Source organism: Rhodopirellula sp. UH5 (assembly GCF_056839225.1).
Genome location: NZ_CM166390.1, coordinates 5,428,340 through 5,444,025 on the forward strand (window position 1 = coordinate 5,428,340; position 15,686 = coordinate 5,444,025).

A 15,686-nucleotide genomic window follows, 5' to 3' on the forward strand; every position below is an offset into this window, starting at 1 on the left:
AGCAACGAAACACACACCGGGCTCCGGCGTGTATTGGCGTCCGTCGATTGTGACAGCACTCGAATCGGTTGAGGATTCGGTCGTGAACCCGTCCTCCCTTCCATATGGCATCGGCTTTGCCACGAGAAGCCATGGCGGTTCGTCTGGTCGATGAACAGTCGTTACAAAATATCCATCGCCGTCGAGACTGTTTCCAGTCGTCACTGCCCCCGTCCGGAACTTGTTGTTACTGAGTGTCGTCGGTGTCCTGCGTTTATTGCACGATGTTGCTACAGCCAAAAAAGCCGTTGCAACGAGACAGATCAAACCGCGATGCAGATTCATAATTGAGTAGCAGAACGGCGGACATCACGGGGGACGGAGAGTGAGCTATCCATTGCAAAAAATGCCGCAAGCCGTCCTCCCGTGCATGTCATGGTTCTGCTCGTTCATCTGGCTGGACGAGCATCGCAAGTCGATCAATCGTGGATCGAGATGAAAACGTGGCCAAAAACTCGTCCAATACCTTCGGGGCAACATCGGCGTCAATTGTAGTGTAATCGCCATCCGAAATTTGAATCAATTTTTGTGACGCGGGAAGCTCGATAACGCGATCCTCCAGTTCGATAGTCGCGGAAGATTCGTAGTCACTGCTAGACGAAGTGACAGTGACAAGGGACTTCAGTTCCTGTCGTACAGAAAGTCGTTCAATCACGACAAAGTCTACGGTGTCCAATGTTGAGTCATGCTTGTGTCGCCTAATCCCGGTGTGAATCATTGCAATCCCATTTGCATCGCTTGTCGATCGCGTTGTGATGTCCCGAGGGTGGAATGGTTGATACGGATTGTCTGCAAGGTAAAACGCAGCAACTGCGGTCAAAATCAGCAGTGAAGCGATCGAGAATCGGAACCGATGCAATTTCATTGTGTAGCAGAACGACCGCCGTAACCGGGCGGCGACGAAAGATTTTCCATTTCAAATCCGCCCGACTTCGCCGCTCCGGTTCACGGCATGGTTATTCGTGGGTTTGGGTCCAGTCAGGCGTTTGCGGCAATCTCGGCATCAGCCGTTGCATTCCATAGTTCGATTGCGAGTGGTCGCCCATCATCGTCAGGAGCCAGGTCAACGGCCGGGTTTGGTGGCGTAACAAGGCGTGCGATAGCGCCCGACTCATTCGATCGGACAGTCGTTATGGCGTTCGCAAGAAACTGTTGACCGTCAAGTTGGTCTTCGGTTGCTGCAATTGCTTCAGCAATTGCAGGATCAGAACCGGTCGTGGCAGCGTACAAATTTGCGAATGCCCAGTGTGCCGTGTTCCATTTGATACCGGAAATCGCATCACGCACGATACTAGCGAGTACAGATCGGCCAGCAATCTGCGTGACATCAGAAGACGAGTTTGCCCATCGAGTTGCAGCAAACATAATGTCCTCGACTACCGAGTTGGCATCGAGCATGTTCTTTACGGCAACTTCGCGTTCGCTATCCAACATCGTAGCCAGCAAATCACGGTTGAAATCGCCATCAACCAGCCATCCGCCCAGCATCGCGCCTAGTTTTCGTGTTACGGAATCATCGCTCATTGCCATGCTACGGGCTAACCACCCAGACGCTTGCGGGTATTTGGCCATTGGTGCAAACAGGGCGGTTTCTTCGCCGCGCTGCGCTAAGTCGTCCCACGCCCAGTTGAGTGCTAAGCCAGCAGCAGTTTGGAGTCGCTCCCAAGGGTCAGCCATGTTGCATTCTCGCCATGTGTTGCGTTTGTCGTAGGGTAGATTTCAATCGTTCAACTTGTTTCTCAGCCGTCGGATCGACTGAGAATAGGTGTTTCAGGAGTGTTTTGGCAGGTTCTTCGGTGAGAACAAGTCGGGTGCTTTGACTCCGCGGAGACTTGTTCTCAGCGGGGGCTCCCCCCGTTGGGATGCGTCCAGTTTGTCGGATTCGCCGGGGTGATGCAATCCAATTCAGCGGATTCGCTTGGGGAGAACAAGCCAGTGAGCCAGGCTGGCTTCGCGGTTGGTCGGACGGACTCGGCAGTGGTGTGGATCGGAACGAAGATCAGCGTGGGGCCATCCGCAGGGGAAGCCCCCTCACCCTTGCCCTCTCCCCCGAAACGCGTTTCGGGGGAGAGGGGACATCGGCTGGCTGGCGCGGCGCCGTTGGGTTGGGAAGTGGCGAGTCAATTGGCCGTTTGCAGTTTCACCTTTTCAATGAGCACCGTGTTCGCGCTCGACCTCGCCTCGCTTCGCTCGAACCTCCTGCCAGGAGGGTGAATTCATTCTTAGGCCGGACGCGCCGTCCGCAGGGGAAGCCCCCTCACCCTTGCCCTCTCCCCCGAAACGCGTTTCGGGGGAGAGGGGACGTCGGCTGGCTGGCGCGGCGCCGTTGGGTTGGGAAGTGGAGCAATCGATTCCCGACGCCGACTCTCTTGAACCCCTTCCGGGATCAAAACGGCATGACAAAGGAAGGATGCCGCGGGCGTGGCAAGGAGCTTCTCGCAAGTGAACCGTTGTTTTCCGACCGTTCCTTAGCGAGCAACGAGGACTGATTGAGAGGCGTGTCGGAGGACGAAGCGACTGACGCTTCCCAGCATGACACGCTCGATCAGGGATTCGTCTTGGTCGCCGACGATGATCAAATCGCATTGGTGTGAGTCGGCGTAGTCGACGATGGTTTGCCCCACGTGAGCGGACTCCACCAGCATCGGTTGAACTTTCATGCCCAAGGATTCCAAATGAGGTCGTGTGGATTCCATCAGCTTCCACGCGGCCGAGCGAACCTCTTCCATGTAGGCAGAGACCTTCTTCAGCAAATGAAGTTCGTATTCCGGGTGCGTTTCGATCACGTGCAACAGGTGAACCTCGCATCCAGGCTGCAATTGCAGCGACTCGATCCAGCCAGGCAAACTGGAGTCGGGGGCGGCATTGCTGATGGCGACCACCACGCGCGAAAACATGCCTTCGGTTGTGTCCAGCGGCGGATCAACGGGGCGATGAATCAGGCACGTGCATTGGGCGCGGTTGGCCACATAGTCGGAAGTGCTTCCCAGCATGATTCTTGCAATCGCGGAGTGCCCAACCGACGCCAGCACGATCCAGTCCGCCGAAATCTTTTCCGCCAATTCCAGCAATCCGCGGCCGGCGTTTCCTTGCGTGACCAGTGACTGGCAAGAGGCGAAGTGGGAGCCAAATTCTTGAATCAGTTTGTTCAGGTGCGCCTGCTCGGCTTTGATTTGAGAATCGATGACTTCTTGGGGGATCCAAGACAGGTCGGCTTCATCGACTTGGTACAGCGAGGGTTCTGGGAGAACGGTGGCCAGCGAAACCTCGCATGCTTTCGAAACTCGCGACAGTGCCAAAGCTTCCAATGCGTTGCGGGCCGGCGGCGAAGAATCCATTCCGACCAGCGTTTTCAAGGGGGCCTGTTTGGGTTCACTCATAGGATTTCTTCCGAGGGCAAGTTTTGTTCGAAGCGTTCGAGCAAACGATACAGTTTACGGCGATGGATTCCTAAGTGCCGAGCCGCTTTCGCTTTGTTTCCACCGAGTTGTTCGAGAACCTTGAGCACGTGCGCTTTGACAAGGTCGTCCACTTTGAGGTTGCTGTCGCCGAGCGCGAGATGGGGGGCCGTTTTGGTTGGCAAGCCATTGGCGAAAGCCTCGTTGGCAGTCGCGCCCGATTGGTTCGTTTCTCGAACGATCCGGTTGGGTGAGGTGTGTGCGGCAGTCGATCGGGCGATTGGGTGAAGGAGTTCCCGCGGCAAGTCCTCCATCGTGATCCTTTGATCGTTGCCCAAAATCGTCGCACGTTCAATGACATTGATCAGCTGGCGAACGTTTCCAGGCCAGTGGTACTGAATCAGCGTTTTGTGAGCTTCTGGGTCCACGGACCATTCCGGCGGTAGGAAGTGCTGGAGGAGTTGATCGATGTCACCTTCACGCTCCCGCAGCGGAGGCAATCTCAGCGTCAAAACATTGATTCGGTAGAAGAGGTCTTCTCGAAAATGTCCGTCTTTGACTTCTTCGGTCAGGTCTCGATTGGTCGCGGCGATCAAGCGAACCTTCACCTTGCGTTCGCGGTGGCAGCCGATCCGGCGGAGGGACCCGTCTTCCAGCACCCGCAGCAATTTGGGTTGCAATTCGGGCGGCAATTCGCCGACCTCGTCGATGAACAGCGTCCCGCCATCGGCGATTTCGAACAGCCCCGGTTTGTCGGCGGTTGCTCCGGTAAAGGATCCCTTTTGATGACCAAACAGTTCACTTTCGACCAGCTGCTGTGGCAAGGCGGCGCAGTTGACGGTCACAAAAGGTTGGTCCGATAGATCGCTTTGTTGTTGGACGGCGCGAGCCACCACTTCTTTGCCTGTTCCACTTTCTCCCTCGATCAGCACCGGTTTGCGAGTCGGTGCAACTTTCGAAATCATCCGTGTGAGTTCCTTCATCGCCGCAGACTTGCCAATCAACCTGGGGGATGGACGACTTCGCGTCACGATGGCTTTGAGTTGTTGGTTCTCTTTTCGGAGTTGCCCTCTTTGGCGGGCAAGTTGCACGCGATGTTCCAAATCAGCCAGTGAGCATGGCTTGGTCAAAAAGTCGCAGGCGCCCATCTGCATCGCTTGCACACAGGCTTCGATGGTTCCTTTGCCCGTCAAGAAAAGGACTTCGACATCCAAGGCTTCCTCTTGGACGCGCTGCATCAATTCCAATCCGCTCATCCCCGGCATGTCGATGTCAAACACAGCCACGTCAAAATCTTCGCGGTCGAGCAAGGCCATCGCTTCGGCACCGCTCGCCGCCAATCGGACCCTGTGCCCCATCCGCTCCATGAACTTGCCACAACTGCGCCGATAGTCATCTTCGTCATCGACGAGTAGCAATTGAATGGTTTGGCTCATGGCGTGGTTCAGGCAATCAAGTTTTGGTCGGGAATCTGGGCTGGACCACCTCCTTCTGCGATCTTTGTTCCAGTGTCAGAATCACGGTGAATCAGCCCTCCAGGGGTTGCGAGTGTGCGGCTGGGGGCACTTGGTGTGCGGTATGGCACGAGCGACGTGTTCAGGGAGGGACGCCAGCGAATACGGTGATGGAAAATGGGGCGATGCGATCACTGCAGGCGTGGCTTTTTCCGGTCGCTCAGATCGCTGCTTCGCCATGGCACATCGTTCGCGTTTGGTCATTCGCGTTTTGCTGGGCGTTGCCTTTCGCCTTGGCCAAATGCCGCTCGTGCCCAAGCAGGCAACCCTCGCTGCTTGCTTCAGTCTCCCACTCGTCACTTCCGCTTTTCACTTCCGACCAGCGAACAGCAGCCACTTCGCCTCCTGGGCGAACCGTTGCCATTCGTGGTCCAGGATTCACATGCGTGTTCTCAATCACATTCTTGTTATCGAAGACGATGCAGACTCAGCAGAGTCGCTGTCCGACGTGTTGTCCGTTGGCGGATTTGACGTCACCACCACGGGATCCGTCCACGAGGCCTTGGAGGCTCTTGGTAAACAGCGGTTCGGATTGATCTTGACGGACCGACGACTGCCCGACGGGCTGATTGAAGATCGTTTGCAGGAGTTGTTGGTGGCGAGTGCGAAGACACCTGTCATTGTGGTGACCGGGTACAGTGATCTGCAGGCAGCAATCGATGCTTTTCGGCAGGGGATTTCGGACTACGTGATCAAACCGATCATTCCGGAGGACCTCATTGCAACAGCCCGGCGGATTCTTGACCGACGAATTTTGGAGCAACAATTTCAAAAGGAGCATGCCTTTGCGGAGCGGCTTCAGGCGACCGCCGAAGCTGTCATTTTGGTGCTGGATTTTGATGGTCAGGTGATTCACTTCAACCGTTTTTTGACCGAATTGACGGGCTGGTCTCAGGAGGAATTGATTGGCGAGAACTGGTTGGAGAAATGTGTTTTTCCCGAGGACATTCAGCGGGTCGGACAACTCTTTGAAACGACTGTGAGACTGGGGGCGTCTCGCGGGTTCACCAATCGAATTCACTGCAAGAACGGCGAGGCTCGTGAAATTCGTTGGTCGAATTCCAAGCTGCAGGATGACGATGGAAGGGCTCAGTTCATTTTGTCGATCGGCATCGATGTTTCCGATTTGAGCGAAGCGAATCAGCGAGTCGTTCGTGCGGAGCGTTTGGCAGCGATTGGAGAAACCGTCGCGGCTTTGGCTCACGAAAGTCGCAATGCGATTCAGCGGATCAAAGCGGCCTCCGAAGTCTTGGCCATGAATGTCCACGGCAACGCAGACTCGGAAGAAGAAGTGACCGCGATCCAACGAGCCGCATCAGATCTCGCAACACTGCTGGAAAGTGTACGAGCGTATGCGGCACCCATTCAGACTGAGTTGGAGAGTGTTGATCTGAGAGATGTTTGGCGTCGGGCTTGGCGCGATCTGGAATCCAAGCGAGAGCACCGGGACGCAGAGTTGATGGAGGAGATGTCGAATTGCGAGCACCTCGCGGTCGTGGATGTCTGTCGGATGGAGCAGGTTTTTCGCAATCTGTTTCTCAACGCATTGGAGGCGACGGAAGACCCCGTCCGGGTTGAAATTCATTGTGAGTGCACCAGCGATCAAGTTTGCCTGAGTGTCTCGGACAATGGTCCGGGCCTCAATCAAGAGCAGGCCACGCACCTGTTCGAACCTTTCTACACAACGAAACCCACCGGGACTGGATTGGGGATGCCGATCTGCCAACGCATCATCGAAGCTCACGGGGGCACGGTCACCGCGCTCACTCAGGCGTCAGGAACCAGGATTCAAATTTGCATGCCGCGAGAAACGGCAGAGACCCCATCGGCGATCCGGGAAGTCACGCTCACGTGAACGGTGACTTCCGTTCCAGCGAACGTGTTTTTGGGGGCACGGTGATCGGCGCTGCGAGCTGACCTTGGATCCAAACTGGTTTTCGCGGGCGACTTGCCCACGTTCGCTGAAGGAGGGAACGCTGCCACCGAGTTTCAAACGGTGCAGATGCCGAGCGGCGCGCTCAGGCCTTGCGGACAAATTCCGACTTCAGTCCCATGGCACCGATCCCATCGATTTTGCAGTCGATGTCGTGATCGCCATCGACCAGGCGAATGTTTTTGACCTTGGTGCCCACTTTGACGGTCTGACCAGCGCCTTTGACTTTCAAGTCTTTGATCACAACCACGGTGTCGCCGTTTTCGAGTGCGTTCCCGTTGGCATCGCGAACGATGTCTGCTTCCGCAGCGGCCTCGGCATCCGCTTGCGACCATTCATGGCCGCAGCTTGGGCAGACCAGCAAAATGCCGTCTTCGTAGGTGAAAGTGCCCTCGCATTCAGGGCAGTTCGGCAGGTCACTCATCTTTGTGAATTGGGTTTGTAGGATCGGACAACGGCGAAGACCCATTGTTGCAAAATGAGCGGTGGCGCGTAGTGGGCCCCCTTTTTAGGTGACCTTGGCCATTCAAATCCTCTTCGATGCGTCATCCGTTGACCTGCACTTCCGACACTGAGTAACCCCGCCTGTTCTACTTCGACGGCAGTTTGACCACGTTCGCCCAGAAGTGCTGGACGCTCTGAATGACGTCAAAGAACTGAACCAGATCGACCGGTTTGACGATGTAATTGTTGGCGGCCAAGCCGTACGATTCGTCGATGTCACAATCATGGCTGGATGTTGTCAGGACCACGACCGGGATGGATTTGAGTTTGTCGTCGGAACGGATTTCTTTCAGTGCGGCTCTCCCGTCCATGCGGGGCATATTGAGATCCAGCAGAATGAGATCAGGGCGCACTGCCTCTTTGTATTTGCCTTCCTTTCGAAGGAACTGGAGGACTTCTTCTCCATCCCAAACGTGGTGAATGTTGCTGCGGAGTTCGCCTTGCTGCAGAGCATCGATGGTCAGTTCCGCATCGGTTTCGCTGTCTTCGGCCAAGAGGATGTCGATGGGCTTTCCTTGATTCAACATGTGGAGGTTTTGCATTGGAAGTGGAGTGCTAGCAGGTACGCAGGTGTCATCGGGTAGGTGAGCCGACTGGCGTTCGCCACGGTTCCCACGCACAACCGGGGCGAACGCCCAAACGGCTCACGGGATTCAACCCAATCATTCCTGCCCACCTGCTTGGATGTTGTTGGGAAGAGAAATTCGGAAGGAAGTTCCTACGCCCTCTTCGGAGACCAGCGAGATGGTGCCGTGGTGGCGTTCGACGATTCGTTTGCACAGGGCCAAGCCAATGCCTGTGCCCGGAATTTGTTCTCGGCGGTGAAGGCGTTTGAAAAGTTCAAAAACCTGGTCGTGGTGCTTTTCTGCAATCCCGATCCCTTGGTCAGTGACTGTGATCAGGTGCTGCGATTGATCGGTCTGGCAGTCGATCGCGATCTTTGCTGTTTCGCCTGGTTTGCGGAATTTGATCGCATTGCCAATCAAGTTTTGAAACAGTTCTGCCAAGAAACCTGCGTGGCCGTGCACGGTTCCCAGTTCCGCGACCAAGATTTCGGGAGAGGTGTCTTGGATCAATTGAGAAAGGTTTTGAAGGGCGGTGTCGACGCAGGGTTTGAGTTCGATTTCCGCGAATTCCAGTTCCGATTGCCCGACTCGAGACAGACTCAAAATGTCGTCGATCAGTGCTTTCATGCGACCCACACCGGCGATGATGTGCTTGAGGTAGCCCTGGCCTTTTTCATCGAGCGAAGCGGCGTGCCGCTGTTGCAACAGTTGGCTGAATCCGGTGATCGCCCGCAGGGGTTCCTGCAAATCATGCGACGCGGCAGACGCAAACCGCTGAAGTTCGCGATTGCTCTCTTGCAGTTCCTGCTCGTACTTTTTTCTGTCTTCCACATTGAAGATGGTACCCGCGGTCCGGATTGGGCTTCCTGATCGGTCAAACAGCGTGTGAGCATGCACGCGATACCACTGACAATGCCCGTCTCGATGACGAATCCGCACATCGATGCTGAAGGGAACGCGGGAATCGAGTTGCGTGGTGAGATTCTCTAAGAACAAGGCGAGGTCGTCTGGATGAAGACGGTCGCGGATTGCATGGAAATTCTCAGCGAAGGATTGCCGGTCAGTGCCCTCGTAACCGAGCATTTGACGGAATTTGGGTCCGTACTGGACCTCGTCGGTTTGTCGATTCCAATTCCAAATGCCCCCACTTTCACCCAACAGCTGAATGTAGACCACCTGATTCTGCAGGTCTTTCAAATGTTGGCGGATACTCACCGCCGACAAGGTGATCGCGGTGCCGATTCCGAGAAGGATGTTGAGAAGCATCAGCGTTTGCGTGTGCTTTTCAAGTCGTTCGGCTTCGACGCGACAGGATTGATGAAGGGAATGCATGGTCGCCTCCAACTCGTTGAGAGTCGAAGTGTCGTTGAAACGAACAGCAGCATCGATTTCACGGGCCGTGGCATTGTTGTCCGCCATGGTGCGGACGACGATCAACTGCCCCGCGTATTGCGCGATCATGCGTGTGGTTTGTGGAAGCGGAGCACCTTGAATCGGGCCTTGATCAATCCGTTCCAATTCGCGAATCAGCCGGTTTGCATTCCTCGCGTTTTGGAGGGCTTTCTCGTAGTGCTCTGGCTCATCTGGGCGCAGCACGTAGTTCTTGAAGTTGTGGATGAGGCCTCCGTAACCGATCTCATGTTCAAGACGTTCGGTGGTGTCAGTCACTTTCGCCGCCAGCTCGTTGACGGCATGACGCTGTTGTTCAACCGAGATCATGTAAAAGCTGATGATCGACACGGTAGCAATGCAGAGGCCAATGCATAGAACGAGCGTGGATGTACGCATTGGATGGATTGCCGCGGGTTGTTTGTACCGAAACTTCTGCATTTTGTTGCGTGCCGCAAGCAAACGCAAGTGATGGCGTTGGTCGTGCATCTTGTTCGTTCATTGATCGGCGCCCCGAAGGGTTCCCGCGATGCTCATTCCCTCCACCTTTCTCAATGGATGGTGCGGCGTGTCAATTCGACGCAGCCGTGTTTGTCCTTGGTCACGACATGCGATGATGGCAACGGTTGTGCCACCACGCCGCCAAAGCGAGCTTCCGTGACAAGCACGGGCCGTCGGTGAATCAGGCAAATGACCGAGTAACAAATTTGAGCAGCCAGTTCTGGTTCTTCGGGGTAGTTGTAACAGAGGCCTCCAGAAGCACTTGTGTTTCCAAATGCCAAGCGACGCCCATCGCCATCTTCTGCGAGGCTCAGGCATTCGTTGCAAATGTGCCACGGGTAGCGAAGGAAGACGCGCTGTTTTTTTCCGCACACCGGGCAGTGATGATCGGGCAGTTCGTTCTTGGATGTCGGTGGTTCCATACGGGGATCTTGCTGGAAAAACGAATCTCGGTGGACCGAGACGTTTGGGTTGGTTGATGAGACGCTCGTTTGGTCATATTACATGGGTGGGGATCGAGTCTCCGACGACGCTTGATTTTGTTTTTTCGTAACACAATTTGAGAAGAATGATGAGTAAAACACAAACGATCGAGAACCTGCAAAAAGCGTTGGGCATGGAACTGACCGCGACCCACCAATACCAGTTGCATGCTTGTGTGCTGGACGATTGGGGAATGGGCCTGTTGGCGTCCAAGATGCGGGAAGAATTGCAAGAGGAGTTGGGGCACTCGGAAGACTTCCTGAACCGGATTTTGTTTCTGAACGGAAGCCCCAACGTGGCGATGCAGAAAACGCCTGTGCAGGCAAAGTCATTGAAAGAGATGTTTGAATCCGACTTGGCCGACGAAAAGGAAGCGATCGAGTTCTACACCACGGCGTCGATTCAAGCGAGCGAAGACCGTGACATCGGGACTCGCCAATTGTTCGAACGAATCGCCGTGGACGAAGAAGGTCACGCCGGTTGGTTGGAATTGCAACTGGATCTGCTGGAGCGAATGGGGGAACCATCCTACATCGCCAAGCACATGCCAGCGAACTCGGACGAATAGAGTTGGTTGCATGCATCGATCAGGGAGTCGGCCGCCGGCAATGTTGCGACGCTCTCGTCGATGACCGAGGCGTTGTCCTGCCAATTTTCGACGCGAGCCAACTTGGACCGTCGATCTGCTGCGAGTGATTGGATCGTTGCTGTGGGAAGTTCACCCTCGACGGTCGCGTTGACGAACGTCATCTCGTCGTGGTAGCGAACGATGACATCGTCGTCGTAGGTCATGGCTGCTCCAATCACGAGTTGAGGAAGCGGAAGCGACAAATGTCGCTCCGCCAAAGTTCGCTGCGATCGCTGGAAAGCCTTCGTCGTCGCGGCTATTTCTTGGTTTGGGAGGGAGACTTGGCAGTGCTTGTCTCGGGCGCTTTGTCATCCGAAGAATCGCCCCACGATGTCTTGAACGATTCCAATTGTTTGGCGTTGAAGAATCCTGTGTACCACGATTTGGCCAGACCATTGCGGATGGCCTTCAAGCGGATTTCCTTCATGCCGATGTCAAGTTGGTGACGGATTTCAGCCGTGATCAGATCAAAGGTCTCAATGGATTGTGGGGTTTCATTTCCACGTTGCTCGAACATTCCGAGCAGGCCATCGGTTTGAAAGAGTCGTTGTGCAAAGGTGAAATCGCTGATCGTCTCGGCTTGCTTGGACTGCATTTCAAACTCTCGAGCCATTCGCCCCCACGCGGAACTCATGCACTGAGCAAAGGAGATGGTCGCGACGTGTTCGCCGCCTTGAAAGATGGACCGCTCCATTTCGATCAGTTCCGCGATCGTGCCATCCAGGTCCTTGAAGATCTGGTCAATGCTGGTGTGTCGGAATTGGACAGGGGCGACTTTGGCGATTTGATTTGCGATGCGATCACACAGGTCGATCAGCTTGTCTCGTCCACCGACTTGAAATGCTGCATTGGGTCTTCCGCGGTGGATTTCCTGGCAGGCAACCGCGATGCATGTCAGGTGGGCTGCCAAGTGAGCCTCGAGAGCGGTTCCTTTTCCTTGTCGCTCCCGAAGGGCTGTCCAAAGTGCCCCGCAGTAGGAATCCGCTTCCACACCGAGAGAATTGATGTCTTCGATGACGGCGGCCCGGTAGGCGCTTCGCAGATCCGGGTTGAGTTCGTAACGCTTCAACCAGTGATTCGATAGGTCGTATTCCAATTCTTGTTCGGCAGAAAACTGCTGGATTTCCCACGGCAACGAGGGAAAAGCAATTTCTCCACCCGTCCAAACGGCTTCCCCGAAGATGTCGTCCTTGTTGTAAGTGATCTCCTGGTAACAGGCCAAGCGATAAGCGGTCAGCAGACGTTCGCCGACGATGCGAAAGAGTGGCTGCTGGGATGGAAGTTGCGTTCCCAATTGCGTGTCGGGGAACCCGTTCTTCAAAGTCTTGACAAAGCTCTCATACTTGGAGGCTTTGTCTTTTTTGCGATGCGACGTGGCCTGTTTCGGTGGGCTGGATTTTCTGGCAGTTGCTCCCTGTGGGGGAAGCTTGGAACGTTCATCGAACCACGGGTACAGTTCGCTGCAAAAACGTTTGCCGATGTGATAACCCAGTGCACGATAGGCGGCGACTTGTTTGTCGTTGTAGAACTGGTTCACCGTTGGTTCGTCGGGGAACGAGGGGAACAAGTTGCGGATGTTCTTGATCTCAATGGGGTCCGATGCGGTGATCGACATTTGGCAATAGACCAACATCCCTTCTTCTCGATTCGGCTCAGGGTACCGAACTCGCATGCAGATGAATGGTTGATGGACCAAGCGACTTTGGTCATCAATTTCGAGGCGGCCAAAGTCGATGGGTGCTTCGTGATCCAGGTCCAGGAACCGGATGCCCTGCTCGCTCTCAGCACGTTGGCACATCCGCGCCAGAGTCCCCAGGGAATCTCCACCAACATTGGCTCCGGCATCGCTGACGACGATCAATTCGCAACGCCGTCTCAGCAGTTCGCTCACCCCGAGATAGTCGACGTACCCTCCATCTGCGATGTAAAACGATTGGTTCTGGTTGAATTGGACTTCGTGATAGGTTTCAGGAAGAAAGGTGAGTGCTCGAATCCATCCCGGTGATCCGATGAAGAAACTCCAGCACTGACAGAAGAGGGCGGTCGTGGCGAACACCAAGGCGAGAGACCAACCAAATCCGATGTGCTGCCAGTAAACCAAGCCAATCAGCAAGCACGCGATCAGTGTCTGAAGAGGCCAGCGATCTGAGGAGGGTTTGGTGTTCGCCTTCGTTCGATCGGTGCGGCAAACCCGTTGCCCAATCCCGGTGTTGAAAAAGTCCAGAATGATGGTCAACCATCGGTTTTGAGACATCAGCGGGGTGATGGCAGCGCCCGAGAGGGTCACTGCATCGGCGAGAGTGAGTGGTGGGGTTTTGGGATTGCGGCCAAAACTCAGTTGCTCACTGTCGAAAGGCTCCTCCCCGTCTTCGAAGGAACCCGAGTAAAGGGGGCTGAAGACGAAGGGGCGTGCCGCAACCCGGTAGCTGCCGTTGCGAGACGAAGGCTTGAGTGCACCAGCCAGGACCAGTGGGTAGGGCAGCCCGTCTTCGTAGGGCTGCACTGATTTGAGTGGGTTTTCACCGTACTGAAGATCGGGGTTGTTGGTGGGGACGAGAAAGTTTGCTGTCAATTGCCGACGGTAGAAATGGAACACCGTGGCAACGCGGTGAGGGCCGAGTCCGCCGATCAAACCGACGAACAAAAGCAACGTCCATCCGATCAACCAACGTTGACGTGTGCGTTGATCGTGCGGAGGAACAACGAGGGTGCTTGGAACATTCTTGCGCTGAATCACCGCTGGATAGAGTCCTTCCAGCAAAATTCGATTGACCACGGCGGGCTCAAGGAAGGCTTCGTTGGGAGAGCCTTCCTCGGATGGTGCGTCGGGAGCGTCAAGGTTCAAACTGTGGAAATGTGTTGTCAGGCTTTTTCTTTGGCTGTCTGTGAGTTGGAGTGCGCTCGAAGTCAGGAACTGGTTGAGGTTGAGGGACGGATTTTCCGCTGCTGCATTGTTGTCAGGGCCGGATTCGGTTGGGGGTGCTAGGCGAAGATTAATTCGGCTCAGTAGGAACTGAGTGAATTCGGGCTGGTCCAAAAATTGATTGAAGCCAATCAAGTACTTTTCTTGCCGGACGCGTTTAAGCCTGTACGCCGCAATGATGTCATCGACCGTTTCATAGACGCTCATGTCTTGAGCCTGTTGAAGCGTCACATTCTCTATGAGGGGTTCGATGGGTTCTGACCCTTCTCGATCCGCGGTTTTTGGACCGACCAAAACACATTGCCAATAGCCATAGGCGGCGGCGAGCAAACGTTTGGGAAGCAACCAGGTTTCGGAAGGTGACTGATAGATCACGACTTTGTTTTCATCGCGGTCTTCTTGGCTCAGTTTCAACAGACTTTGGACGTCGGGCGGTGAAGGCTCCGATAAGTCGGCTTCTTTGACCTTGTCGTAGCCGAAAAGATTGAGTCGGGACTTGGCAACGGCGAGATGCCAACGACCTTTGGGAGCAATCTGACCGGACTTGAAAACGACTTCGCGTTGAACGGTCGGCAGGACAACTTTTTCGGAATCGAAGGTCTGCAGATTGATGTTTGATTCGTTCGGATAGGTCGCACCAATGGCCTGCAGTCGTTTCCAGTCCTGGACGTCACCGACAACAAGATGCGGGTCACGGTACTCGGTGTAGTTGCTGATGTTTTCTCGGCCCATCCAGTGCACCATGGAGAACACCATGGTGATGATCACGAGCGTGGTCACGGCGTACTGGACATGCCGTTGCCAACCTTTGGCTTCGCCTCGTTCGGACCGAAACAGACGGTCTCTGCCCAAGAAGACGAGCACCTGGATCACGCCAGCGGTGATGGCAAAGTACTGGACGTATCGATTGAGATAGAGTGTGTTGGTGCCAGATTCGACAAACGACTTTCCATTGCCAAGGAAAATCGCGATGGATGTCAAAGCGGCGAATACTGCGGCGAGTAGCGTGGTGGCACGAAACCAACGATGGATCTTGATCAATCGTTGCCCATTGAGCTTTGAAGAGAAGCGGCAGACCGTCAGGATGAGTTCGCTCGTCACCAACAACAGGAGCACGAAGAGAGTGGGGAGAAAAGCAATCGTCAGTTCATCACCAAACTGGTTCAGCCCGAGTGAACTGGAGTAGATTTCACGGAACTGAATGTTGTCGAATGATCTCCAAAAGAGTGCGGCGACCGTCGAAATGACGCCGACAATCCCCAGGTAGAAAGCGAGCGAAAAGAAGAATGACCAGAGGTAGGCGGGGATGAATTCCAGGGGACGACTCAGGTACCCGCCGATGCCGGGAAGTCGATCGTTCGCGATTTTACCGGTGACGGGATCGCGTCCGAGGGCAGCTCGATCAGGGTCGTCGTGAAAACACTTCTCAGAGGTCTTGTCACTTTGAGCCATCAGGTGGCCAGCGATGTAGCCACCGCCTGACACACTGGCGAGATAGTCGACGTATCTCAGCAATCCACGATGAGACAACGCTTGCAAAAATCCATCGTTGAACAATGCCGAACGAATCCCACCGCCCGAAAGAGCCAATCCGGTGAGGTTCTTCGGTTCTTCTTTGAGGGATGCCTCTTGCCTGCTGGAGAAGGACGCATAAGCCTTTTGCCGGCGAGTTGCGATGCATTCCCATTCCTCTAATTGCCATTGTTTCGGCTTGGCGACTTCTTCGTTGAACGACGCAACGGCGTCTGTTGGATCTTTGTGCGCGTTTGAGCGATTCATTGGAAACTCCTAACCCAGAACGGAAGCAT

General features: G+C 54.9%; 12 protein-coding genes. 2 read left to right on the plus strand and 10 right to left on the minus strand.

The features are described 5' to 3' along the window. Positions 1-1,017 precede the first annotated feature (1,017 nt). The 4 genes from UH5x_RS19255 to UH5x_RS19270 all read right to left on the minus strand — a co-directional run bounded on the left by UH5x_RS19255 (position 1,018) and on the right by UH5x_RS19270 (position 5,315). Positions 1,018-1,716 (minus strand): hypothetical protein, encoded by a 699-nt coding sequence (locus UH5x_RS19255; RefSeq protein WP_482633363.1) that lies wholly within the window; start codon positions 1,714-1,716, stop codon positions 1,018-1,020. A 791-nt stretch (positions 1,717-2,507) separates the two neighbouring features. Then, a complete protein-coding gene (locus tag UH5x_RS19260) occupies positions 2,508-3,419 on the minus strand; it encodes a universal stress protein (protein WP_482633364.1) in 912 nt (303 codons plus the stop codon). Next, positions 3,416-4,873: a sigma-54-dependent transcriptional regulator gene (locus UH5x_RS19265; RefSeq protein ID WP_482633365.1), complete on the minus strand. Its 1,458-nt coding sequence runs from the start codon at positions 4,871-4,873 to the stop codon at positions 3,416-3,418. Before UH5x_RS19265 ends, UH5x_RS19260 begins: the two co-directional genes overlap by 4 nt. 238 nt (positions 4,874-5,111) lie before the next feature. Next, positions 5,112-5,315, minus strand: coding sequence for a hypothetical protein (locus tag UH5x_RS19270; RefSeq protein WP_482633366.1), 204 nt, complete (start codon positions 5,313-5,315; stop codon positions 5,112-5,114). An 18-nt stretch (positions 5,316-5,333) separates the two neighbouring features. Here UH5x_RS19270 and UH5x_RS19275 point away from each other — a divergent pair, with 18 nt between their 5' ends. After that, entirely contained in the window at positions 5,334-6,806 is a 1,473-nt protein-coding gene (locus UH5x_RS19275; RefSeq protein WP_047812722.1) for an ATP-binding protein, read from the plus strand. A gap of 163 nt (positions 6,807-6,969) precedes the next feature. Here UH5x_RS19275 and UH5x_RS19280 read toward each other — a convergent pair whose 3' ends face one another. The 4 genes from UH5x_RS19280 to UH5x_RS19295 form a co-directional block, all read right to left on the minus strand. Next, the gene (locus UH5x_RS19280; RefSeq protein ID WP_047812609.1) at positions 6,970-7,308 is read right to left on the minus strand and encodes a zinc ribbon domain-containing protein YjdM; all 339 of its coding nucleotides are present in this window, start codon (positions 7,306-7,308) and stop codon (positions 6,970-6,972) included. Positions 7,309-7,474: 166 nt separating this feature from the next. Then, positions 7,475-7,915: a response regulator gene (locus UH5x_RS19285; protein ID WP_083434743.1), complete on the minus strand. Its 441-nt coding sequence runs from the start codon at positions 7,913-7,915 to the stop codon at positions 7,475-7,477. A gap of 135 nt (positions 7,916-8,050) precedes the next feature. Beyond that, on the minus strand, positions 8,051-9,832 hold the full coding sequence (locus tag UH5x_RS19290; RefSeq protein ID WP_482633367.1) for a sensor histidine kinase: 1,782 nt from the start codon (positions 9,830-9,832) through the stop codon (positions 8,051-8,053). Positions 9,833-9,894: 62 nt separating this feature from the next. Continuing rightward, a complete protein-coding gene (locus UH5x_RS19295; protein WP_047812610.1) occupies positions 9,895-10,266 on the minus strand; it encodes a hypothetical protein in 372 nt (123 codons plus the stop codon). 149 nt (positions 10,267-10,415) lie between these two features. On the opposite strand from UH5x_RS19295, the gene UH5x_RS19300 reads away from it, so the two are divergent. Continuing rightward, positions 10,416-10,895 (plus strand): bacterioferritin, encoded by a 480-nt coding sequence (locus UH5x_RS19300; protein ID WP_047812725.1) that lies wholly within the window; start codon positions 10,416-10,418, stop codon positions 10,893-10,895. Here UH5x_RS19300 and UH5x_RS19305 read toward each other — a convergent pair. Together UH5x_RS19305 and UH5x_RS19310 are read right to left on the minus strand one after the other, a co-directional pair. After that, positions 10,856-11,119: a hypothetical protein gene (locus UH5x_RS19305; protein WP_150122466.1), complete on the minus strand. Its 264-nt coding sequence runs from the start codon at positions 11,117-11,119 to the stop codon at positions 10,856-10,858. The two genes, UH5x_RS19300 and UH5x_RS19305, sit on opposite strands and share 40 nt — an antisense overlap. Before the next feature lie 92 nt (positions 11,120-11,211). Continuing rightward, the gene (locus tag UH5x_RS19310; protein ID WP_482633368.1) at positions 11,212-15,657 is read right to left on the minus strand and encodes a patatin-like phospholipase domain-containing protein; all 4,446 of its coding nucleotides are present in this window, start codon (positions 15,655-15,657) and stop codon (positions 11,212-11,214) included. Positions 15,658-15,686 lie beyond the last annotated feature (29 nt).

Bases quoted from the DNA above. Each gene is read 5' to 3' on its own strand.
- UH5x_RS19255 (WP_482633363.1), bottom strand. From the start codon at position 1,716: ATGGCTGACCCTTGGGAGCGACTCCAAACTGCTGCTGGCTTAGCACTC.
- UH5x_RS19260 (WP_482633364.1), bottom strand. From the start codon at position 3,419: ATGAGTGAACCCAAACAGGCCCCCTTGAAAACGCTGGTCGGAATGGAT.
- UH5x_RS19265 (WP_482633365.1), bottom strand. From the start codon at position 4,873: ATGAGCCAAACCATTCAATTGCTACTCGTCGATGACGAAGATGACTAT.
- UH5x_RS19270 (WP_482633366.1), bottom strand. From the start codon at position 5,315: ATGGCAACGGTTCGCCCAGGAGGCGAAGTGGCTGCTGTTCGCTGGTCG.
- UH5x_RS19275 (WP_047812722.1), top strand. From the start codon at position 5,334: ATGCGTGTTCTCAATCACATTCTTGTTATCGAAGACGATGCAGACTCA.
- UH5x_RS19280 (WP_047812609.1), bottom strand. From the start codon at position 7,308: ATGAGTGACCTGCCGAACTGCCCTGAATGCGAGGGCACTTTCACCTAC.
- UH5x_RS19285 (WP_083434743.1), bottom strand. From the start codon at position 7,915: ATGTTGAATCAAGGAAAGCCCATCGACATCCTCTTGGCCGAAGACAGC.
- UH5x_RS19290 (WP_482633367.1), bottom strand. From the start codon at position 9,832: ATGCACGACCAACGCCATCACTTGCGTTTGCTTGCGGCACGCAACAAA.
- UH5x_RS19295 (WP_047812610.1), bottom strand. From the start codon at position 10,266: ATGGAACCACCGACATCCAAGAACGAACTGCCCGATCATCACTGCCCG.
- UH5x_RS19300 (WP_047812725.1), top strand. From the start codon at position 10,416: ATGAGTAAAACACAAACGATCGAGAACCTGCAAAAAGCGTTGGGCATG.
- UH5x_RS19305 (WP_150122466.1), bottom strand. From the start codon at position 11,119: ATGACCTACGACGACGATGTCATCGTTCGCTACCACGACGAGATGACG.
- UH5x_RS19310 (WP_482633368.1), bottom strand. From the start codon at position 15,657: ATGAATCGCTCAAACGCGCACAAAGATCCAACAGACGCCGTTGCGTCG.